At 59.8% G+C, this 20,010-nt stretch carries 18 protein-coding genes and 1 pseudogene; 9 read left to right on the plus strand and 10 right to left on the minus strand.

Features of this window, described 5'->3' with window-relative positions:
• Positions 1-80: 80 nt before the first annotated feature.
• Together CAURIM_RS12435 and CAURIM_RS12440 are read left to right on the plus strand one after the other, a co-directional pair.
• Positions 81-2,609, plus strand: coding sequence for a hypothetical protein (locus CAURIM_RS12435; RefSeq protein ID WP_236659363.1), 2,529 nt, complete (start codon positions 81-83; stop codon positions 2,607-2,609).
• A gap of 29 nt (positions 2,610-2,638) precedes the next feature.
• A complete protein-coding gene (locus CAURIM_RS12440) occupies positions 2,639-3,289 on the plus strand; it encodes an MOSC domain-containing protein (RefSeq protein ID WP_201828938.1) in 651 nt (216 codons plus the stop codon).
• Here the strand turns inward: CAURIM_RS12440 and CAURIM_RS12445 are convergent.
• Positions 3,264-4,823: an ATP-binding protein gene (locus CAURIM_RS12445; RefSeq protein ID WP_201828937.1), complete on the minus strand. Its 1,560-nt coding sequence runs from the start codon at positions 4,821-4,823 to the stop codon at positions 3,264-3,266. The genes CAURIM_RS12440 and CAURIM_RS12445 overlap by 26 nt on opposite strands.
• Before the next feature lie 354 nt (positions 4,824-5,177).
• On the opposite strand from CAURIM_RS12445, the gene CAURIM_RS12450 reads away from it, so the two are divergent.
• The 4 genes and pseudogenes from CAURIM_RS12450 to arfB all read left to right on the plus strand — a co-directional run bounded on the left by CAURIM_RS12450 (position 5,178) and on the right by arfB (position 6,959).
• Positions 5,178-5,510 carry a Fic/DOC family N-terminal domain-containing protein gene (locus CAURIM_RS12450; RefSeq protein WP_005530810.1) on the plus strand — a complete coding sequence of 111 codons (333 nt, stop codon included), beginning with the start codon at positions 5,178-5,180 and terminating at the stop codon, positions 5,508-5,510.
• Entirely contained in the window at positions 5,510-5,965 is a 456-nt protein-coding gene (locus tag CAURIM_RS12455; protein ID WP_236659361.1) for a Fic family protein, read from the plus strand. The genes CAURIM_RS12450 and CAURIM_RS12455 overlap by 1 nt, the downstream gene beginning before the upstream one ends.
• Positions 5,893-6,483, plus strand: coding sequence for a putative glycolipid-binding domain-containing protein (locus CAURIM_RS12460; RefSeq protein WP_201828936.1), 591 nt, complete (start codon positions 5,893-5,895; stop codon positions 6,481-6,483). Before CAURIM_RS12455 ends, CAURIM_RS12460 begins: the two co-directional genes overlap by 73 nt.
• A 31-nt stretch (positions 6,484-6,514) precedes the next feature.
• A pseudogene (gene arfB, locus CAURIM_RS12465) lies at positions 6,515-6,959 on the plus strand (alternative ribosome rescue aminoacyl-tRNA hydrolase ArfB).
• Between the two features lie 54 nt (positions 6,960-7,013).
• On the opposite strand, the gene CAURIM_RS12470 reads toward arfB, so the two are convergent.
• On the minus strand, positions 7,014-7,322 hold the full coding sequence (locus CAURIM_RS12470) for a HigA family addiction module antitoxin (RefSeq protein ID WP_029158886.1): 309 nt from the start codon (positions 7,320-7,322) through the stop codon (positions 7,014-7,016).
• 490 nt (positions 7,323-7,812) lie between these two features.
• On the opposite strand from CAURIM_RS12470, the gene cmtR reads away from it, so the two are divergent.
• Both cmtR and CAURIM_RS12480 read left to right on the plus strand, forming a co-directional pair.
• Positions 7,813-8,172 (plus strand): Cd(II)/Pb(II)-sensing metalloregulatory transcriptional regulator CmtR, encoded by a 360-nt coding sequence (gene cmtR / locus CAURIM_RS12475; RefSeq protein ID WP_070510053.1) that lies wholly within the window; start codon positions 7,813-7,815, stop codon positions 8,170-8,172.
• Entirely contained in the window at positions 8,169-10,061 is a 1,893-nt protein-coding gene (locus CAURIM_RS12480; protein ID WP_070510049.1) for a heavy metal translocating P-type ATPase, read from the plus strand. The genes cmtR and CAURIM_RS12480 overlap by 4 nt, the downstream gene beginning before the upstream one ends.
• A 152-nt stretch (positions 10,062-10,213) precedes the next feature.
• On the opposite strand, the gene CAURIM_RS12485 is transcribed toward CAURIM_RS12480, so the two are convergent.
• From CAURIM_RS12485 to CAURIM_RS12495, 3 genes are read right to left on the minus strand one after another with little or no spacing between them, the layout of a single operon-like run.
• On the minus strand, positions 10,214-10,996 hold the full coding sequence (locus CAURIM_RS12485; protein WP_236659360.1) for a zeta toxin family protein: 783 nt from the start codon (positions 10,994-10,996) through the stop codon (positions 10,214-10,216).
• Complete coding sequence (locus CAURIM_RS12490; protein ID WP_201828935.1) at positions 10,993-11,256, minus strand: hypothetical protein; 264 nt, start codon at positions 11,254-11,256, stop codon at positions 10,993-10,995. The genes CAURIM_RS12485 and CAURIM_RS12490 overlap by 4 nt, the downstream gene beginning before the upstream one ends.
• A gap of 30 nt (positions 11,257-11,286) precedes the next feature.
• Positions 11,287-12,696, minus strand: a complete 1,410-nt coding sequence (locus CAURIM_RS12495) for an aldehyde dehydrogenase family protein (RefSeq protein WP_201828934.1) — start codon at positions 12,694-12,696, stop codon at positions 11,287-11,289.
• A 151-nt stretch (positions 12,697-12,847) separates the two neighbouring features.
• Here CAURIM_RS12495 and CAURIM_RS12500 point away from each other — a divergent pair, with 151 nt between their 5' ends.
• Complete coding sequence (locus CAURIM_RS12500) at positions 12,848-13,768, plus strand: AraC-like ligand-binding domain-containing protein (RefSeq protein ID WP_201828933.1); 921 nt, start codon at positions 12,848-12,850, stop codon at positions 13,766-13,768.
• On the opposite strand, the gene CAURIM_RS12505 is transcribed toward CAURIM_RS12500, so the two are convergent.
• The 5 genes from CAURIM_RS12505 to hpaH form a co-directional block, all read right to left on the minus strand.
• Positions 13,765-15,096 carry an NAD(P)/FAD-dependent oxidoreductase gene (locus tag CAURIM_RS12505; protein ID WP_201828932.1) on the minus strand — a complete coding sequence of 444 codons (1,332 nt, stop codon included), beginning with the start codon at positions 15,094-15,096 and terminating at the stop codon, positions 13,765-13,767. The genes CAURIM_RS12500 and CAURIM_RS12505 overlap by 4 nt on opposite strands.
• An 18-nt stretch (positions 15,097-15,114) precedes the next feature.
• Positions 15,115-16,626 (minus strand): APC family permease, encoded by a 1,512-nt coding sequence (locus tag CAURIM_RS12510; protein ID WP_201828931.1) that lies wholly within the window; start codon positions 16,624-16,626, stop codon positions 15,115-15,117.
• Between the two features lie 239 nt (positions 16,627-16,865).
• On the minus strand, positions 16,866-18,353 hold the full coding sequence (locus CAURIM_RS12515) for an NAD-dependent succinate-semialdehyde dehydrogenase (protein WP_201828930.1): 1,488 nt from the start codon (positions 18,351-18,353) through the stop codon (positions 16,866-16,868).
• A gap of 9 nt (positions 18,354-18,362) precedes the next feature.
• Entirely contained in the window at positions 18,363-19,148 is a 786-nt protein-coding gene (locus CAURIM_RS12520) for an HpcH/HpaI aldolase family protein (RefSeq protein ID WP_070524876.1), read from the minus strand.
• Entirely contained in the window at positions 19,133-19,918 is a 786-nt protein-coding gene (gene hpaH, locus CAURIM_RS12525; RefSeq protein ID WP_070524878.1) for a 2-oxo-hept-4-ene-1,7-dioate hydratase, read from the minus strand. Before hpaH ends, CAURIM_RS12520 begins: the two co-directional genes overlap by 16 nt.
• Between the last annotated feature and the right edge of the window lie 92 nt (positions 19,919-20,010).

Raw genomic sequence — 20,010 nt, forward strand, 5'->3', positions numbered from 1 at the left:
AGGTGTCCTACGTATAGGACAGGCGATACTTCTACCAGCGACATGGCAACAGCACCCCACGGTGTCCTATGATGAAAAAAATGAGCGCGGAGATCTATTCACTTCCCACAACGCCGTTGGTCACCACTGATTTCATCGAACAGGGCCCCCGGATTTCACTGCGCCGGGGAAGCAACATCCTCATGCTTCAGCTGCCCGCTACCTACCCTGAAGCAGACCTGACGGACCCACGATGGGTGGTCAAGTCCCATTTCATCGATCGTCCCCATTCGGTGCGCGAATTCGCCACCGAAGAACCGCTGGAAGTCGGCATCCCTGGGCCTTTTACCCGTATCGAGGTCACCCTGCGCGATGACGAAGAAGATCTCATCGAAACCTTCACCTTCACCGGCATCACTGATGAAGCACCGTTCATCGTCTATGACCGCACGACTCTCATCGCGCCGCAGGGCACCCTCAAGGGCGCTAAGCCGCTCGGAATCTGGGCCGGCTGGGAAGTAGGCCCGCTGCCGGATCGGGTTGAGGTGCCGCAGAGGGAACCGGTGGACGTCGCCAAGCACGGCGATTTCGAGTGGGACTTTGACGTCGCCATCCTGCCCAACGCCCGGGGCCTCGACAACGAGCCGGTGTTCACCAAGTCCCCGCGCGTGCATCTCATCGCGGAAGGGGAGTGGCGCATCGATCTCACCTACGCGCCCCTTGGCGGCGAGCAGGAGGAGATTTCGGAGCAGACCTTCGACGCGGGCATCGCCGAACCTTTCCCGGGTGACCTCTACGAAGACCCATGGGTGGGCCGCTACAAGGTGTCTCTCTGGCACAACGAAGAGCTTGTCGACGTCCGCTTCATCTCCCTCGCCGAGGGCCTTCACATGCGCGCGACCAACGACGGTCCGCGAGGCATGGATTTCCGCATCATCGATGCTCTCGGCGCGCACTCGGCCTTCAGCTACACGTTGGCTTCCCCGCCGAAGAAGCCCATCGCGTTGGAGAAGGGCCTGCGCACCTTCGAGGACACCGAGGTCTCACGCCGCGAGGTGGTGGCCAGTGAGGCTGGCTATGAGCTGGAATTCGATGTCTGGCCCGAGGCCCTGTTCAGCCGCGTCAAGCGCATCGGCTTAGAACCCACTGAGCACTCCGATAAGCCGGTGATTTTTGCCGGGCAGCTCGATCAGGATGACATGTTCACCGTCCACTCACCCCGCCCGCTGCCGCTGGCGAAGTTCGTCACCATCGACGGCCGCCAGAAGATCAAGGAGCTGGCGCGTACCTCGAAGACGACACAGGCGGTCACCAGCCTCGCCGTCCCCAATGCCGCGCTGGCCAACGCCGTGCGCAAGCAGCCAACGGCAGAGCTTTTCCTCATGTGGTCCACGCTGTCCTATGAGGACTACCTGGACTCCCTTCCGGCGGAGGAGCGCGCGGCCCACCAGGCCCGTAGCTTGGAGCGGCGCATCGTCGAGTACGAGGCTTCCGCGTCCACCAGCCTGATTTATGCAGCACTAGCCACCGTCCGCAAGTCCCCCTTCGTCAGCCGCGGCCTGCTCAACGGTGATGAGATTATCATCGAGCAGAATGCAGAACCGCAGGCAGATTTAGTGGGCTGGGCCTGGCCATTGGCCGAGCCCACGGTGGCTCCTACCCAACTCACGCCCACCGAAGAGGGGTTTGAGCTGCCCGGCGACCTTGCTGAGCAGGGCTCGCTGCTTGTCGATGTCCGCGAGCTCCGCGCCGACTCCAACCTCGCCGCCCCCGCTCGCCCCTCCAGCGCCTCCATCGTGGTCACACCGGAAGGCTCGCCGGCGGCGCTCGCCTCGAAGGACTGGACCCCGGAGCAGCTCTGGGGCACCTTCCGCGCGCTTCACGTGCTCTCGCAGCGCAGCCCGAACCCAAAGCTGCAGGCGATGTTCGACAGCACGATTGATCGCCTCCGCGCCCAACCGGAGGACGCGCTCCACGCCCTGGCGCGCACTGGCGTTAGCGTGAACCAGCAGGCCCGCTCGCTCGCGCGCACGCGCTTGTTCCACTCGCCGCTGGAGCCCACCGCCGAGTCGAGCGCCGATAGCTACCTGGATCTCCTGCTCGATCCTTCCGCCAGCGAGAACGCGGAGCTGAACGCCGTGCGTGAATCCGGCGCCGATGGCCTAACCCGCCCGATGCTGCTGAATGCTGCGACCATTCACAGCCCCACGCCGCCCGTCGATGATCTGATGGGGGAGGCCGGCCGCGTCGCCGCGCTGCGCGAGTGCTTTGCCAACAACGGCGCACTCGATGCGCTGGGCACCATCGAGCACCTGCGCAAGGACGCCACGGCACTGGCCTCGCTGGTGCAGAACGCGGGCGTTGACATGTCCGTCAGCCACACCCTTATCGCGTTAGGCGCCTTTGCCAGCGGAAATACGGCGGATGAGCTCAATGCCGCTGCGTGGATGCCCTACATCTCCTATGCCTTCGCCTTGGCCTCTCGCGCCGCGGCGAACGACATCATCATGGAAAGCCCGTTGCTCAAGGAGGACATGCCCATGCTTGCCGACGTCCTCCCCCTCGCCCCCCGCCTCTTCTTCTACGACCTCGTGACCGCGGAGGCGCTCTTCCACAATCGCGACCTATAACCGCGTGAGGTGTGCCACAATAGGTGAGCATGAAGGTTATCTCCACGAACGTCGCTGTCCGCCGCCCCGAGCCGCATGGGCGGCACGAGTACACGGGCATCGATAAGCAGCCGCGCCCCTTCCTGGATCTGGAGATCCCCGGGCCCAATTATGGTGACGGCTCCGGTGTGGTGGGGGATTCCATTGGGGATCACGCCCACCACGGCGGCGCCGAGAAGGCCGTGTATGCCGTGGCCCGTGAGGAGCTCGATTACTGGGAGGGCACGCTCAACCGCGTGCTGCGTGATGGCTACTTCGGGGAGAACCTCACCACCGAAGGGATTTCCTGGCCGAATATGCTGATCAACCAGCAGATTCAGGTGGGGGAGTGCGTGCTTGAAGTGTCTATCCCGCGCACGCCCTGTGCCACCTTCTCCGGCTGGATGGACGAGCCCGGTTGGCTCAAGTCCTTCACGGAGCGCGGCGATTGCGGTTCCTACCTGCGCATCATCGAGCCTGGCCGCATCACTCCTGGCGATGAGATCACGCTTATTGGGCGCCCCGACCATGACATCACCATGGGCATGGCCTTTGCCGCCAAGATGGGGGACAAGGAGCTAGCCCGGCGCGTCGTCGACGCCGGCTGCCTCGCCCCAGTCCACCACGATCAGCTGGTTAAGCGTCTGCAGCCCCGCGGTTAGCTAGCCATTCATAGGTTGTCGCTTGTGAACCGCGCGTGCCATCCATACGCACGAATCGTGCCTTCACCAGTGACTTCAGCGCATATCGGACCTGCGCTCGAGTAAGGTTTGTGGCTGTTTCTATTTCGCCGATAGACAGCGGTTGTGCCGCCGTACGCAGCGCCTCCGCTACGCGCGGGGCGTTAACACCCAGGCGTTCCAAGGTCACTGGTGCATCCACTCGTCGTTCCGGGCCGGTGCCTGATTCCTCCTTGCGTAGTGGCTCCCAGATACGGGCCTCTCCACGAGTGTCCGGCCGCCACATTTTCACCGTAAATTGCACGCCAGAATCTATCAGGTCAGGCTCCGGTAGTCCTTGCTCTCGCGCGGCATCCAGCATGAGCTGCACGCCGCCGCCTTCGCCCTCAATAACAAAAGAGCCATCGTCTGCTTTGAGATATCGGCACAGTCTATAGAGCCGCTGGTTAATCTCCTGGCGCGCCAGATCTCTCGACTTGAGCTGTTCAACCGTCAGATCCCGTAGGCCTCCTGGACTGGAGATAACCATCTTGTCCGGTAATAGGCGGACATCAATCAATTTACCCGCACCCAACGTATTTGGCCCAAGATCACGGTGCACCAATGCATTAGCCACGGCCTCTCGAATGGCCGGAAGGGGAAGTTCAGGAACTTCCACCATTGATCCGTCCTCTCGATATCGCCGTACGGCGGCTAAACGTTGCCTTACCCATCCCATTACCGAGTTCAACAGCACCGGAACGGGCCCCTCAAAGGTCTCCAACCCCAACACTCGCCCGTGCTTCGAACCATTTGGTAGCCTTTGCGCCACCGTTACTGCTAAGGAGGGAAAATGCCCTTGGGGATAGAAACCCAGCGCATACAGGCCAGCAAGCGTCAGCTCTCCAGTCGCGGTCGTCACCGCTAGCGCCCGTAAGACGTCCTCATCTTGAGTAAGTCCCGATAGTCGCCGATTCTTTTTCCGCGCCTGAACCAAGAAATCTTGCACCACGTCGCTATCTAGGTCTGCAAGGCTCGTGCCTTCCACAATCGTCGTGTCATAGGACACTGCCTCTTCGGCATGCAGCTTTGCCACGTCCATCATGCGCAGCTCCGAGGCACTCATACGGTAGTCCCCATCAGCCATTCGAAGATACGCTTCTCCCCTGTAGATAGCAGGCTTATCAATAATCGGAAGACCCGTAACCTCCGCAATCACGACATGCGTGCCATCTATTGCCACACTGTCGGTATGCACTGTGACTGGAGGGGTGATGGCATGACGCGCCTGCGAGGCCAGAGCAGCCTCCATCTCCGAAGGATTCTCAATGCCAGTGACAATGAATCCTTCCTTCTCATTGACACCGAGAATGATAAGGCCGCCACTCGGCATGTTTGCGAACGCGCACAATGTCTGCGGTAGAGAGTCCGGAATGCCCCCTTGAGCGGTTTTGACCTCGACTGTTGTTGAATCACCGCCGCGCAACTCAAGCTCAGCCAATAGCTCTCTCAGCTGATTCTCGGACCAATTGTTCACGATGAATACCCGCCCTCAATGTTAACAATGACGGCTCAATGCTAACTTCATTCCTCTTCAATGACAAGAGTTCTCATTGATCTTCCCATTGAGGTGTCATTGACATTCTCATTGAGGCCAAATTATGGCCCTGAAACCCCGTATGTTTAAGCTTTATCTAGCGCATAAACCGCAATGAGTGGTTGGATAAGAGTTATCCAACCACTCATTTGCTGTCTGACGAATGGATAGCCTCTACAAGCCTCACTACGTTACCGAGAGCTGGATCCCCGAATCAGGCTCCGGCATTCCCCGGCGCAATAAGGCCGGAGGCCCTTTTTAGGTCTATGTCCCTGACCATCTTGTAAGTAAGGCATGGAGTTTTCCCCAGAGCTCACCAGCCGGGCAGCACGTATCGAGCGAGAGATCTTGGATCTCAACCGTCATGCTGCTTCTGGCCAGTTGGAATCTGTGGCCCGCTTACTCATGCGTTCTGAGGCGATTTCTTCCTCACGCATTGAAGGTATTGCGCCCAACGTCGACAAGGTTGTCCTCGCGGAACTCGCCCAAAAGGAGGAAGTCCGCGGCTTTAAGGAAAGCGCGGAAGAGGTTGCGCGTAACCTCACCGTTCTGTGTTCCATTGAGAAGAGCTTTGCCACCGAACCAACATCTCCATCGGCCTTCTTGAAAAGCTCCAAAGAGAGTTGATGGGGGAGAAGGGCTCTATCCCCACTGGTCTCCGCACTATTCAAAACTGGATTGGTGGAAGTAACCACACACTCTTTGGGGCCGAGTTCATCCCAGCGCCCCCACGTCTAGTCCATGACCTCGTAGACGACTTATGTCTTTACCTCGATGGCGCTTCGCACGGTGCTCTTATCCAAGCCGCGATTGCTCACGCTCAATTCAAAACGATTCACCCATTTGCAGATGGCAACGGCCGTGTGGACCGTGCTCTCATTCATGGGATTCTTCTGCGTCGCGGACCTACTGAATACACCATTCTGCCGGTAAGCCTCGTCCTCGATACGTGGTCCAAATCGAAAGCTACCTGCCTTTTCGCACCATCAAGCGTGGTAAAATCCTCACCATGGAGCGCACGTATAAGTGGGAGCATGTCGAGACTCCCCTCATCCGGAACGAGGCCGCAGTTCATTTTTTAGGAGCCGGTTTGACCGCTTCCGGAGTGCAATACGGCGATGGATACAAGGCCACGTGGGAGCTGCGCGCCGCGGAGAACTGGGTGACCGAACGTGTGTCGGTGAACGTTGAAGGCGACGGATGGGGGCGAAGCCTCGAGCTGTTTAGGTCCGAGCAAGGCGTGTGGTCGGCGGAAACCAATGAAGAGGGCGCCCAGCCTGAAGATCTGCCCTCCCCCGGTATCATCCAGTCAGCCGACCTGAAAGCCGCACTCGATTGCGATCTCGGTCTGTGCCCTCTCACCAACACAATGCCTATTCGTCGCTTGACGCTGCTTGAGACTCAGGTCCCGAAAACGCAGCTGATCATGGCTTGGATTGATATACCGTCCCTCCAGGTGATCGCATCAGACCAGTACTACAGCTCCGTCGATGCTGAAACTGTCCGATACAAAAGCGGAACACGGGGAGTCGACGTCGAGTTGGAGGTCGACGGTGACGGCGTGGTCGTACACTACCCTGATCTCGCACGGCGGGTCTGATCCGGAAACAACTCTAACTAAGCTGGGCGGTATGAACGACCTGACCATCGCGCCTGGCCCAGGGATCCCCGGGGGTCTGGTCATCGTCGCCGCCGACCTGACGGAGCGGTTCGCGAAGTCGTCGGGACCAGGCGGCCAAGGCGTCAATACTACGGACAGCAATGTGCAGCTTTCCGTCGATATCGCTACGTGCTCATCGCTTTCCGACGCCCAGCGTCGCCGCGTCCTCCACAACCACGAGCACCGCCTAGACGGCACCGTCCTTACCGTTACCGCATCGACCCAGCAATTGCAGGTACGCAACCGCGCCGAGGCACGCGAACGCATGGCCGCCCTCTTGCGCGAGGCGCTCGCTCCGCCTCCTCCCCCCGCGGCGCAGGACCAAGCCGACGCGGAGCTCGGTGCGACGCCGTCTCGAAGCGAAAAAGCGGCGCTCGGAACTCAAGTCCACGCGACGGCGGCCCCAAATTCCCTAGTTCGAACCATCCGCATGCATATCCTCACGCTGACGGACCTGGTTCGGGTAACCGCTACGCTGAGACAGCTTGGACCGGTTGAATCCGCTCGATTTCCGAGAGGATCTTGTCTTCCGCCACGTCCAAGTCATATTGAGCCTGTAACCCGAGCCAGAACTGGGGGCTCATCTCGAAAAACTTCGCTAGACGAAGGGCCGTGTCAGCGGTTACAGCGCGCTTACCGTGAACAATTTCGTTGATCCGGCGGGGCGGAACGCCGATGGAGACGGCGAGCTTGTGCTGGGTGATCCCCATTCCTTTGAGGAAGTCCTCCATGAGGATCTCACCGGGGTGAACCGGAGGGAGCTTGTCAGTGGTAGTCAACGATCTCAACCTCCTCTGGCCCCGCCGATCACCTTTCAACGCCTCGAGCCGGTTTCCCGGGGGAATCCGCTCTCGATTCCACAGACGCTCAGTGTCCTTGTCAGCGAACGACTGGATCATGCTTCACCTTATCCCCCATAACGCGAAGCGTCAATAACGCTGTGCGTTAAATTTGAACTCCACGGTATGTAGTTGCAAAGTTACTTTCTCGTTAGCCTGCAACAATCAGAAAACTGTAATTACGTCAGCACACAGAGAACATATGGGCGCATGGAAACACGTAAAGGTTGTGCGGGATGGCGTGGACGTCAACGTGAAGATTCTGGAGAACCTCGCCGCGCACGTCGCTCCCGCGTTGGGTGGCAGCCGAACCACAAAGGACCAGTCATCTGCTATCCCATCGACTAATTCCTGCAGGTCGCAGGACCTTCGCGTAACCGTCAGTTCAGTGCATTTTGAATAGTTCAGCACACGTTGTACTGTTCAGCACATGCTGACTATTGCTTCACGCCTCGACGTTATGAACCGGCTCGGCCGGGCCATGGCTGATCCGACGCGTTCCCGAATCCTGATGACCCTACTCGACGGTCCGGGCTACCCGGCCGAGATTTCGCAAAGCTTGGATCTGACTCGCTCGAACGTCTCGAACCACCTGTCCTGCCTACGCGATTGCGGCATCGTCGTCGCTGAGCCGGAGGGCCGTAAGACCCGCTACGAAATTGCCGATCCGCACCTCGCGGCGGCGCTCGAAGCGCTGGTCAACGCGACGCTGGCCGTCGACGAGAATGCCCCCTGCATCGACAATGAGTGCTCGGTGCCCGGCTGCGGCGAGAAAGGAACGGACGCATGAGTTCAGCATGTGGATGCGAACACGAACCCGCCACGGAGATCGAAGAGCTCGATCGGCCATGGTGGAAGGACCCCGAGCTACTGCTACCGATCTTCTCCGGCGTAGCCCTCATTACAGGACTGGCGCTGGACTGGTCCGACTTGGAGACGCCCGCAACGGTACTGTATTGGCTTGGCCTGCTGTTAGGCGCTTACACGTTCGCACCTGGAGCGATCCGGAACCTTGTCACGAAGCGCAAGCTCGGCATTGGTTTGCTTATGACGATCAGCGCGGTCGGCGCGGTGATCCTTGGTTTCGTCGGAGAGGCCGCGGCGCTGGCGTTCCTGTACTCGATCGCCGAGGCGCTGGAAGACAAGGCGATGGACCGGGCCCAAGGCGGACTGCGGGCACTATTGAAGCTGGTACCGCAAACCGCGACCGTGCTGCGCGACGGTACGACGGCCGAGATCACTGCGAAGGACCTTGAGGTTGGCGAGCTAATGGTCGTACGCCCCGGGGAGCGGATCGCCACGGACGGCATCATTCGGTCCGGACGCTCCAGCCTTGACACCTCAGCGATCACCGGAGAATCCATTCCGGAGGAGGTTGCGCCCGGCGACGAGGTACCCGCGGGAGCGATCAACTCCGCCGGTGTGCTGGAGGTCGAGACGACCGCAGCTGGAACGGACAACTCGCTGACCACACTCGTCGACCTCGTCGAGCAGGCGCAGGCGGAGAAGGGTGACCGCGCCCGGATCGCCGACCGGATTGCCCGACCTCTCGTGCCCGGGGTGATGATCCTGGCGGTGCTGGTCGGCGTGATCGGCTCGCTGTTGGGCGACCCCGAGACTTGGATCACCCGTGCGCTGGTGGTCCTGGTCGCAGCGTCGCCGTGCGCGCTGGCAATCTCCGTGCCGCTGACGGTCGTGGCCGCGATCGGCGCGGCCAGCCAGTTCGGAGTAGTCATCAAGTCCGGCGCGGCGTTCGAGCGACTCGGCGGCATCCGTCACCTAGCGGTAGACAAAACCGGAACCCTTACCCGCAACCAGCCCGAGGTTACCGGAGTGGTCCCGGCAGACGGATTCGATCGGGCGCAGGTGCTTTCCTTCGCGGCGGCGGTTGAGCAGCAATCGACGCACCCCCTCGCCGCGGCGATCGTGGCAACGGAGCCCGAAGCGCCCACCGCCTTGGATATCAGCGAGGAAGCCGGTCAAGGCATCGGCGGCACCGTCGAAGGCCGACGGGTGCTGGTCGGCAGCCCCCGATGGATCGACGCCGGGCCACTGAAGGCGGACGTTGAGCGCATGGAGTCCGAAGGCCAGACCTGCGTCCTAGTCACCGTCGATGACGCTCTCGCCGGGGCGATCGGGGTGCGCGACGAGTTGCGGCCCGAGGTGCCCGATGCCGTGCAGTCCCTGCACGACAACGACGTAGAAGTGAGCATGCTCACCGGCGATAACACTCGCACCGCCCGGGCGCTAGCTGAAATCGCCGGAATCGACGACGTGCGCGCCGAGCTGCGACCGGAGGACAAGGCAAGCATCGTCGCCGAACTCTCCTCCAAGACGCCGACGGCGATGATCGGCGACGGCATCAACGACGCGCCGGCACTGGCGGGCGCAACGGTGGGCATTGCGATGGGAGCAACCGGCTCTGACGCCGCGATCGAGTCCGCTGACGTCGCCTTCACTGGCCACGACCTCCGGCTGATCCCGCAGGCGCTGCAGCACGCCCGCCGAGGCAGCAGGATCATCAACCAAAACATCGTGCTGTCTCTGGCCATCATCATCGTGTTGATGCCACTGGCGATCAGCGGTGTACTGGGCCTGGCCGCCGTCGTCTTGGTACACGAAGTCGCCGAAGTCATCGTGATCTTGAACGGCCTGCGGGCTGCACGAGCGAAACGCTGAGGCTGTGACCGGCAAGTCTTATAAGGGTTAAACCAAGCGCCGAGCGCACACACGTTGGACCAGGCGAGTCATTCGAGTTCACCACCTGGTCCTTCTCGGTGCGTGCAGGCACGGGAACTGTGGGTGAACCTAATAGTTCCACGGGCACAGCCTTAAAGTTTGCGGATACGCTCTGCATCAGCCACGAGGTTCTGCGTAAGCTTCTCCGCTTCAAGGCCAGCCATGTCACAGCTGTCGAAGCGGGCCAGCCAGTCAGCACGAATAGCGGGGGAGTCGAACCAGGTTGCGCGCTCAGCCTCAATAACCTCGATGCCGCTCAAAGTGCGGCCATCGCGGCTGCGGATCTCGAGGTCGTCGACAAGCGGGGCAATCGCTTGAAGCCCTGGGACGATGGCTTTAAAGCCCGACGTGTGGGAAACTTCATTTGTCCAGCGCGGATAGCGACTCACGCGCTGCGCCTCCAGGTAACGCTGGACGACACCCAGCCTGGAGACCTCCTGCGCCACCGCCAAGCCCACGATCCTCACGCGGAAACCCGCGGAGCGAAACTTGGCTATCTCACCCGCGATGAATTCCGAGTTAGACAGCGTGTTCTCAATGATGAGCGAATGCCCATGCTGGCGGCCATATTCAATGAGCGAGGACATCCAATAGGGCACCGGCCCATTGGTGAGCACGTCCATGCGCAGGGGGTCGCGCTCCATGATCTCGTCGAGGGCTGGGTGATACTTTCGTAGTTCATCCGAATCTAGAATGACGTGATCACCCGTGAGCATTTCAATCACCGAAGACTTTCCCGATGCTGGTTGTCCTGCTACATAGATGACCTCAGGCTCAGCGGATGGCTGACGAAAAAGATAAGCAATACGCCGCTCAAGGACGCGGCGTTTAAAAGCATCATCTACCGGAAAATCCGCGGCCTTCAGCACTGTCACGCCACCTTTGCCCGGGTTTCAAGTTCATCGAGCAAGCGAGCAAAGAACTCCGCTGCCGCACGGATTTCATCAAGGTCGGTGTTATCAACACCGCTCACAGTGCGCTGGACAAAATCTTCTTGTGCAGTCCAATATTCAATCTCCAGCTCACTGTCGGTCGCAAGCTGTTGGCGGAAATAGGCGGCTTTCAGCGAGGACGCAACCTCCTTCATGGCGTCGAAGGCTGCGTACTCGGTCTCCGGGACTTTGGCGGTGCTCATGGCGCTAAGAATAGCAGCGCCATGCAGGAGCTAGCCGTTGATGATCTGCGGGTAGGCCAGGCCTTTGAGGCCCTCGGTGCCGAACTCCACGCCGTAGCCGGAGGACTTGATGCCACCGAAAGGCACGCGCGGATCCACAGCACCGTGACTGTTGATCCAGGTGGTGCCAGCCTCCAGCTGTGCGGCAACCTCCAGTGCACGCTCGCGGTTGGAGGACCACACGGAAGAGCCCAGACCCACGTCGAGCTTGTTGGCCTGCTCAATGGCCCAATCGAGGTCCGTGTACTTCACAATCGGCAGCGCAGGACCGAACTGCTCCTCGACGACCAGCGGGTTATCCGGGTCGATGTCCGCCACCAGGGTGGTGGGGTAGAAGTAGCCCGGCGCGTCGTAGTCCGGGTCACCACCCAGCAGTACGCGGGCGCCGGAATCCTTGGCGGCGTTGACGAGCTTGTCCACGATGTCGAACTGCTGCTTATTCTGCAGCGGGCCGAGCACGTTCTCTTCCTCGAGGCCCACGCCCATCGGGGAGGCCTTGGCTACCTCGACGAGGGCTTCGCAGACGGCGTCGTACAGCGACTCCGGCACATACACGCGCTTCATCGCCGCACAGGTCTGGCCGGTGTTGATGAACGCGCCCCAGAAGAGGTCGCCGGCGATCTCCTTCGGGTCAGCGTCATCCAGCACGATACCGGCGTCATTGCCGCCGAGCTCCAGCGTGAGGCGGGTGAGGTTATCGGCGCTGGCCTCCACGATCTTCTTGCCGGTGGCGGTGGAACCGGTGAACATGATCTTATCGACGCCCTCGTGGGTGGTCAGCGCCGCGCCAACCTCACCGGCACCGCTGACGACCTGGAGAACACCCTCCGGCAGCACGGAGTTCACGACCTTAAGCAGGCCCAGTACGGACAGCGGGGTGTACTCGGAGGGCTTGACGACGACCGCGTTGCCCATACGCAGCGCCGGCGCAATCTGCCAGATGGTGATCATCATCGGCCAGTTCCACGGGCCGATGGCGCCGACGACGCCGAGCGGGCGGTAGTTGACGGTGGCGGTGATGTCATCATCGACGGCCGTGTAGTTCGGGTGCTCGAAGGAGGCGGTGGCATTCAACCAGCCGGAGCAGGCACCGACCTCGAAGCGGGCGTTCGGGCCGTTGAGCGGCTTGCCCTGCTCACGGGAGAGAAGCTCAACGAGTGCCTCTGCATTGGCGTCGATGGCGGCGGCTGCCTTGGTGAGCAGCTCGCAACGCTCTTCGTCGCTGAGCTTGGCAAAGTCCTTCTGCGCTGCGCGTGCGTTCTCAACTGCAGCGTTGAGGTCCTCAACGGGGTTCTCTGGGGCGCGGCCAACGACCTCTCCGGTAGCTGGGTTGAGGATGTCGCGTCCGTTCTCGTCCGTGATGGCGTTGAGCAGATCAGCGTAGGTGGCGAACTGAGTCATGAGATCTCCTTGTGAAGCAGTCGAGGGCCCCGCGAACAAAGCCCAAAGAAACTTTTGCCTAAGATGTTACCTGCACCACATCTGTAGGCTTGACTCTGAGTGCACACAATTTGTCCAAAAATGTGCCAGCTCTCACGATATGATTCCAATTATGTCTGCTTCCGCCGTTGAGCAATTCGATATCGCGTCATGGCGCACCGCGTCATCCGAGTCTTTTGGCCAACTCGACGTGGACACCGAGGACCCCGCTTCCTTTCACGCCACACTGCGTTCAACGAAGGTGGGGGATATATCCCTCTTCGATATGTGCACCTCCCCGCACACCGTGAATCGCTCCAAGATAGCCACTAACGAGGCCCCGTTTTGCAAGCTCAGCCTGCAGATCACCGGCTCCTCAACCATGAGCCAGGACGGGCGAACCTGCGAGCTCCGCCCAGGGGACCTAGCGCTATACGTCACCCAGCGCCCCTACACCTTGCGCTATCCGGAGGAGCAGAACACCCTCATTGTTCACTTCCCGCAGAGCTTCCTCGACATTTCACCCGCACAGATCCAGCGCCTGACTGCGAACCCCATCTCGCGCTCACATGGCCTCGGCGCGGTGGCCGTGCCTCTCTTTGAACAACTAGCTAAGAACCTCGACTTGCTCAAAGGCCCGCACGCCACGGCACTGGTCCGCTCGGCGCTGACCATGCTGGTATCAGTCCTGGCTTCCGACGTGGCCGAGGAACCTTCTGCGGGCACGCTCCTGTTCAACCAGGCCACCGCCTACATCGAGAAGCACCTGGGCGACCCGGACCTAGGCCCCAGCACCATCGCCCAAGCACTCTTCGTGTCGGTGCGCCACCTCCACGCCAAGTTCTCCGAACAGGGCCTCTCCGTCGGCAGCTACATCAGAACGCGACGCCTAGAACACATCCGCAGGGAGCTCGTGGACCCGCGGCACTCCGAGGAATCAATCAGCCACATCAGCGCCCGCTATGGCCTGTACGATCCCTCGCACCTCTCGCGCATCTTCAAGGCGGAGTACCACAAGTCACCGAGTGCGTACCGTGCGGAAGCTAGCGGTTAGTCACGCAGCTTGTTGATGACCTCGCGAGCAGTGGAAATTCCGGTTTCAATGGCTCCATCGACAACCACTCCACGCCAGCCGGAGGCCCAGTCGGCCCCCGCGAAGTGCAACGAGGAAGTGGAGCTACGGAAATGGTGCCATCCCTCGGTGAACTGGCCCCGACGCAGCGTGGCCCAGGCCTGGCCGGAGTACTCGTCAGCAACCCAGTCATGTCCGGTAACGCCAACAACTTCGAGGTCTGGACGCCACTGATCGACAACCTTTTGCGCATCCTCAATGCTCTCTAAGTCAATCTTCTCGTGATCGGAGCCGAAGGCGACACAAATGGTCGTGTCGTCATCTTCGAAGTACTCCGAACGCAGCACAGACACAACGGCCGGCTGAGGCGCGTAGCCGAAAATATTGTGGTGCCCCTTGATCTTGATCCACGCCTTGAAACCAGTTGAGTTCCACTTCTGCTCGACAGTCTTCTGCGCACCCTCGGGCAGCCCTGGCGTAAACGTAATGTTCCCCAACGCACCGACCGGAACCGTGACAATCACCGCGTCTGCCGTTTCGGAAGTACCGTCCGCATATGTAACGGTGGCTGAATCTTCTCCATGCTCAATCGCCGTCACCGCAGTGTTTAAACGAATTTCTCCGGTCAGATCTTTTGCAATGTTGCCGTAGATACCCCGCATGCCATTGACGAGCTTGTATCGCAGCGTTTGCTCATCCACCAAGGAAAGACGATGATCGCACAAGGCTGCCCACTGCTTGGCCATCAAAGAGGAGCCCTGTTCTGGGTACCCGATGTACCCGGCCGACCAATACGCATTGCAGAGGTCCTTTTCTTCCTGGGTAAAGTCACCGTCCTCCAACGCATCGAGAACTCCAGCCTGATCTGCAGCTAGGAAAGCATCCTTTAACTCTTGGGATGCACCGAATTTTTCATCCAGCACAAGCAGCGGCTTGTGCGGTTCTGGGAAGAATTCGCGAGAATTCTCGAAGATCTTCTCCATTGGTCGTGCCAACTTGGCATCCATTTCTGCCTCCGTGCCAGACTTCAGCTCACCACCGGCATACCAGTAAGCAGTATCCACAATGGGCGAAGCGATAATGTCCTGACCATAGCGAGTGATTTCAGACCAGACATGCGGCTGATGCCAATGCACCCAGGTTGCGCCAATCTCCAACGGACGTCCGAGCCTGTCGTCCGTCCATGCACGGCCGCCAATACGGTCACGCGCTTCCACGATGTGATAGTCAATTCCAGCGGTTTGCAACTCGCGCGCTGCCGTTAGGCCTGCGAATCCCGCACCGACAACGATTACATGCTTCTTTTCCATGATTGCCTTCCTTAAGTTTTAGATTTGGTCAAGATTGTCTTGAAGACCTGCGTAGATATGCGGCTTCTTATGTTTCAAGTACTCGCCCCAGATAAGGCCAAGGATTCCGGATGCGATGATGATCCCCGGCATTATCCACACGAGGGCATCTGGGCCGGTGTCGCCGATCATGAGCGGGAAGTTCACCAGCACCAGTGCGAAGACAGCCATCAGCCCGCAGGCCGAGACGAGCGGTGCCATAACCCTTGTAAAGAGGCTGTAGCCTTTCTCTTCCTTGTTCAGCCAAACCATGATGGACACGCTGACCACCGCAAGCAGGAAGACCAAGCCAAATGCCGCCGCGTTAGTGAGCCACGTAAAGAGAGTAAGAACTGGGAACAGCTCGCCCATTTCACTCCCATTTCCAGCCACTGCGAAGCCAGCCACTACAACGATTGCAAGTGCAGTCTGTGTAAGAGACCCAGCTATAGGAGCGCCTTTAGCAGATGATGTCGCGAACTTCTTAGGAAGAACGCGTGAGCGCCCTAGGGAGAAAAAGTATCGCGCTGCGGCGTTATGGAACGCCACGAGAGCAGCAATAAGCGAGGTTACAAATAAGCAGTTCGCGATGTTTGCGGCGAATACCGAATAGTCGCCCAACCACACGAAGACCAAATCCGGACCAAGCTCAGTTGCCTTGTCGATGATCACGGACGGCCCCACGCCCTGAGCGAACGCCCACGCAGAAAAGGCGTAGAAAAGAGCAATAGTTCCAACAGCGATATACGTGGCCTTCGGAACTGTCCGCTCCGGATCTCGCGCTTCTTCCGAGTAGATCGCACCGGACTCAAAGCCCATGAAGGCTGCAATTCCGAAAGCGAGAAGCACGCCAATGCCGTTAGTGAAGAATTGGCCTGGACGCATCGTCTCCGCGGTGATTCCCTCGGGAGCAACGCCTAGCGCCAACGAAGAAACACCCGCAACGACGAGGAATTCAAGCGCTACCAAAACTCCCAAGACCTTGGCCGAGAAGTCGACGTTGCTGACTCCCATGACTGCTACCAAGACCCAGCCAACCAAAGCCGCCATCCACCACGAAATGCTCGTGCCGAACCAACCATTGATCAGATTGGCGAGGGAGAAACCGAAGATTCCGTACAGACCAACCTGCATCATGTTATAAGAAACCAGCGCTAGAATCGCAGCTGCGATTCCTTGACGGTTGCCCAGCCCCTCAGACACATAGGCATAGAAGGCTCCTGAGTTCTGAATCTTCGAACTCATAATTCCGTACCCGACTGCAAAGAACACGAGGATGATCCCGAGCACTAAGTAGCTCCAAGGGACCCCCAATAATCCAGATACCGCAAAGTTTGTCGGTACTCCTCCCGCGAGCACAGTAAGGGGGGCGGACGCCGCAATAATCATAAAGACTAGCGACGTTGTCCCTAGGCGCCCGGCGCCCAGGCCGCCCTCTTGGTCGTTGGGAGCCCGGTGCCCGGGCTGTACGTTTCGAGCGGGTAGCACTGGTGACTGCGTCGATGTGTCCACGCCAACTCCTCCTTACTAACTATGTCGGCCCGAGATGTCTTGGAGCGAGCCCAACGCATCTCGGTGTGTAGTTAGTAATTGTGTCGCACCACACAGAGTGATTGTTGTTTGTGCGTGATCACGATTTGTCTATGAGTGCTGTCACACCACATCAGAGCGAATACTATGCGCAAAAAATAATGCTGGCACCTCCCTCAAAGGAGATGCCAGCATTATTAGCAGCGAATTTAATGCACTAGTTATGCATTCACGTACGGGTCACGCATCGCGATGTACTGCAACGACGTGTACTCGTCGATGCCCTCGGCGCCGCCCTCGCGGCCCATGCCGGACTGCTTCACGCCACCGAACGGGGCAGCGGCGTTGGAGATAACACCAGCGTTGAAGCCCATGAGGCCGAACTCGAGGCCGTCACCAACGCGCCACATGCGGTCAGAATCCTCGGTGAACACGTAGGAGGCCAGGCCGTACTCCGTGTCGTTAGCAATCTCAATTGCTTCCTTCTCATCGGAGAAGGTCAGGATCGGAGCGATCGGGCCGAAGATCTCCTCCTGCGCCACGCGGGCATCACGGGAGACGTTCGTCAGCACGGTCGGGGCGTAGAAGTAACCCTTGCCCTCACCCGGCTTGCCACCAACGATGGCCTTGGCGCCCTTGGTCACGGCATCGTCGACAAGCGCGGTGATGTTATCCAGCGCCTTCTTCTCCACGAGCGGGCCGCAGGTAACGCCCTCATCGAGGCCGTTACCCACCTTGAGCTCACCGATGCGCTTGGCGAACTTCTCTGCGAACTCATCAGCGATGGACTCGTGGACAATGAAGCGGTTAGCGGCGGTGCAGGCCTCACCGATGTTGCGCATCTTGGCGCCCATTGCACCCTCGACGGCCTGGTCAATGTCGGCGTCCTCAAAGACGATGAACGGAGCATTGCCGCCCAGCTCCATCGAGGTGCGCAGCACGTTGTCAGCAGCAGCCTTGAGCAGGGTCTTACCCACCGGGGTAGAGCCAGTGAAGGAGATCTTGCGCAGACGAGAATCCGCCATGATCGGCTCAGAGATAGCAGACGCAGACTTACCGGACACCACGTTAACCACGCCTGCCGGAACGCCGGCATCAATCATGGTCTGTGCGAAGTACTGGGTGGTCAGCGGCGTCAGCTTGGCCGGCTTCACTACCATGGTGCAACCAGCGGCAATGGCCGGGGCAATTTTGCGGGTAGCCATAGCCAGCGGGAAGTTCCACGGGGTGATAAGCAGGCACGGGCCCACCGGCTTGCGGCGGGTGACCATGCGCAGGGTGCCCTCCGGTGCCGGCAGGGTGCGGCCGTAGTTGCGGACGGCTTCCTCGCTGAACCAGCGCAGGTACTCCGCGCCGTAGGTGACCTCACCATAAGATTCCGCCAGCGGCTTGCCCATCTCCAGAGTCATCAGCGCAGCGAATTCGTCCTTACGTTCCTGCACCAGGTCAAAAGCGCGGCGCAGCAGGTTAGAACGCTCACGGGTGGACGTGCGCGCCCACTCATCCTGTACTGCACAGGCAGCGTCCATAGCCTTCTTCGCGTCCTCAGAGGTAGCGGACGCGAGGGTAGCGATAACCTCACCGGTAGCCGGGTTTTCTACATCGAAGGTGGAGCCATCGGAGGCGTCTACCCACTCACCGTTAATCAGCAAGCCGGTCGGAACCTTGGCCAGCAGCTCGTCAATATTGACCTTGTTGTTTTCACTCATGGTTCTTTTTTACCCTCCCAAATGGAATTTGTCTGCCAGTTGACGTGCCGCACCCGAAAGAAGTTGAACATCCGCCCCAACCAGCGCAAATGATGCGCCAGAAGCCATGTATTTCTGGGCCTGTTCAAGGTTGAAAGCGTTGACGCCTACCTTCTTTCCGGAAGCACGGACTACTTCAAATGTGTGATTGACCGCCGCGAGTACATCCGGATGGGCCTGCTGGCCCAAAAGCCCCATTGAGGCTGCTAGGTCCGAGGGGCCGACGAAGATGTTGTCCACGCCTTCGACAGCCACGATCTCTTCGACGTTCTCCACTGCGGTCGCAGATTCAATCTGCACCGTGAGGCTCACCGTGTCCGAAGCGTTCGCAAGGTAGTTCTCCACGCCGTTCCACCGCGAGGAGCGGGCCAGCGCCGAACCGACTCCACGCACACCGCGGGGCGGGTAGTGCATAGCCGCCACGGCCGCTTCAGCTTCCTTGGCAGTATCAATCATGGGCACCATCAGGTTCTGTACGCCGAGGTCTAGGTACTGCTTGATCAACGCGGTGTTATTCACGGGCACGCGGACCACGCGTGTAAGACCATAGGCATCGGTGGCTCGCAGCAGGGAAAGAATGGTTTCCAGGCCATAGGGCGAATGCTCACCATCGATCAGCGTCCAGCTAAAGCCAGCCGAGGCGATGATCTCCGCCGCGGCCTCCGAGCCAGAACAAATCCATGCGCCAACGAGCGGCTGCTCAGCCTTCTCGAGGACGTCCGCGAAGGTGGGCGGCAACTTTACTGGAATCGGCATGTGATGGACCCCAACTTTCCGTAGTCTGCGTGGACGGTATCGCCCGGTTCGACCCACATGGGCTTGGTGAAGGAACCGGCCAGGATGATGTCACCGGCGGCCAGGCTATCGCCGTGCGCGTGGAGCTTATTGGCAAGCCATGCCACGCCCATGGCCGGGTGGTTGAGCACGGCAGCCGCCACACCCGTATCTTCGATGGACTCGTTGCGGTAGAGCAGCGCGGACACCCAGCGCAGATCGACATCCGCAGGGTCTACCGGATTGCCGCCATAAACCATGGCGCCGAGCGCCGCATTATCCGAAATCGTGTCGACGATCGTGCGGCCCTCCATCTCGATTCGGGAGGAGAGGATCTCCAGCGCTGGGACGACGTACTCCGTCGCGCGCAGCACGTCGAAAATGCTGCAATTCGGTCCCTTCAGCTCTTCCTTGAGCACGAAGGCCAGCTCGACCTCGATGCGGACGTTAGAGAACTGTGCGTGCTCGATGGTGGAACCGTTCTCGTAGACCTGGTCTTCAAAAATTGCGCCGTAATCCGGCTCAGTGATTCCCGTGGCCTCCTGCATGACCTTCGAGGTCAGGCCAATCTTGCGACCGACGAGGCGACGGCCGTCTTCGGTACCACGGCGCACCCATTCGCGCTGCACCGCATAGGAATCCTCGATGCTCATCTCTGGGAAACGGGCAGTCAGCAGCGGGACCATCGTGCGGTCCTTTTCGGCTTGCGCCAGTTCATCTGCGATAGCGATGTGCTGTTTCTCATCCAGCATGTACTTCGCTCCTTAAGGTGTTGTAGAACGTGTTTGTTCTGTTTAAGAGGTTTGTTGAACCTGAAGGTTTCACGTGAAACGACAACGCGGCC

Source organism: Corynebacterium aurimucosum, from assembly GCF_030408555.1.
GTDB classification, from domain to species: Bacteria; Actinomycetota; Actinomycetes; order Mycobacteriales; family Mycobacteriaceae; genus Corynebacterium; species Corynebacterium aurimucosum.

Bases quoted from the DNA above. Each gene is read 5' to 3' on its own strand.
- CAURIM_RS12495 (WP_201828934.1), bottom strand. From the start codon at position 12,696: ATGACTCAGTTCGCCACCTACGCTGATCTGCTCAACGCCATCACGGAC.
- CAURIM_RS12435 (WP_236659363.1), top strand. From the start codon at position 81: ATGAGCGCGGAGATCTATTCACTTCCCACAACGCCGTTGGTCACCACT.
- hpaH (WP_070524878.1), bottom strand. From the start codon at position 19,918: ATGCTGGATGAGAAACAGCACATCGCTATCGCAGATGAACTGGCGCAA.
- CAURIM_RS12450 (WP_005530810.1), top strand. From the start codon at position 5,178: ATGGAGTTTTCCCCAGAGCTCACCAGCCGGGCAGCACGTATCGAGCGA.
- CAURIM_RS12520 (WP_070524876.1), bottom strand. From the start codon at position 19,148: ATGCCGATTCCAGTAAAGTTGCCGCCCACCTTCGCGGACGTCCTCGAG.
- CAURIM_RS12490 (WP_201828935.1), bottom strand. From the start codon at position 11,256: ATGAGCACCGCCAAAGTCCCGGAGACCGAGTACGCAGCCTTCGACGCC.
- CAURIM_RS12455 (WP_236659361.1), top strand. From the start codon at position 5,510: ATGGGGGAGAAGGGCTCTATCCCCACTGGTCTCCGCACTATTCAAAAC.
- CAURIM_RS12480 (WP_070510049.1), top strand. From the start codon at position 8,169: ATGAGTTCAGCATGTGGATGCGAACACGAACCCGCCACGGAGATCGAA.
- CAURIM_RS12440 (WP_201828938.1), top strand. From the start codon at position 2,639: ATGAAGGTTATCTCCACGAACGTCGCTGTCCGCCGCCCCGAGCCGCAT.
- CAURIM_RS12460 (WP_201828936.1), top strand. From the start codon at position 5,893: ATGGAGCGCACGTATAAGTGGGAGCATGTCGAGACTCCCCTCATCCGG.
- CAURIM_RS12500 (WP_201828933.1), top strand. From the start codon at position 12,848: ATGTCTGCTTCCGCCGTTGAGCAATTCGATATCGCGTCATGGCGCACC.
- cmtR (WP_070510053.1), top strand. From the start codon at position 7,813: ATGCTGACTATTGCTTCACGCCTCGACGTTATGAACCGGCTCGGCCGG.
- CAURIM_RS12515 (WP_201828930.1), bottom strand. From the start codon at position 18,353: ATGAGTGAAAACAACAAGGTCAATATTGACGAGCTGCTGGCCAAGGTT.
- CAURIM_RS12505 (WP_201828932.1), bottom strand. From the start codon at position 15,096: ATGGAAAAGAAGCATGTAATCGTTGTCGGTGCGGGATTCGCAGGCCTA.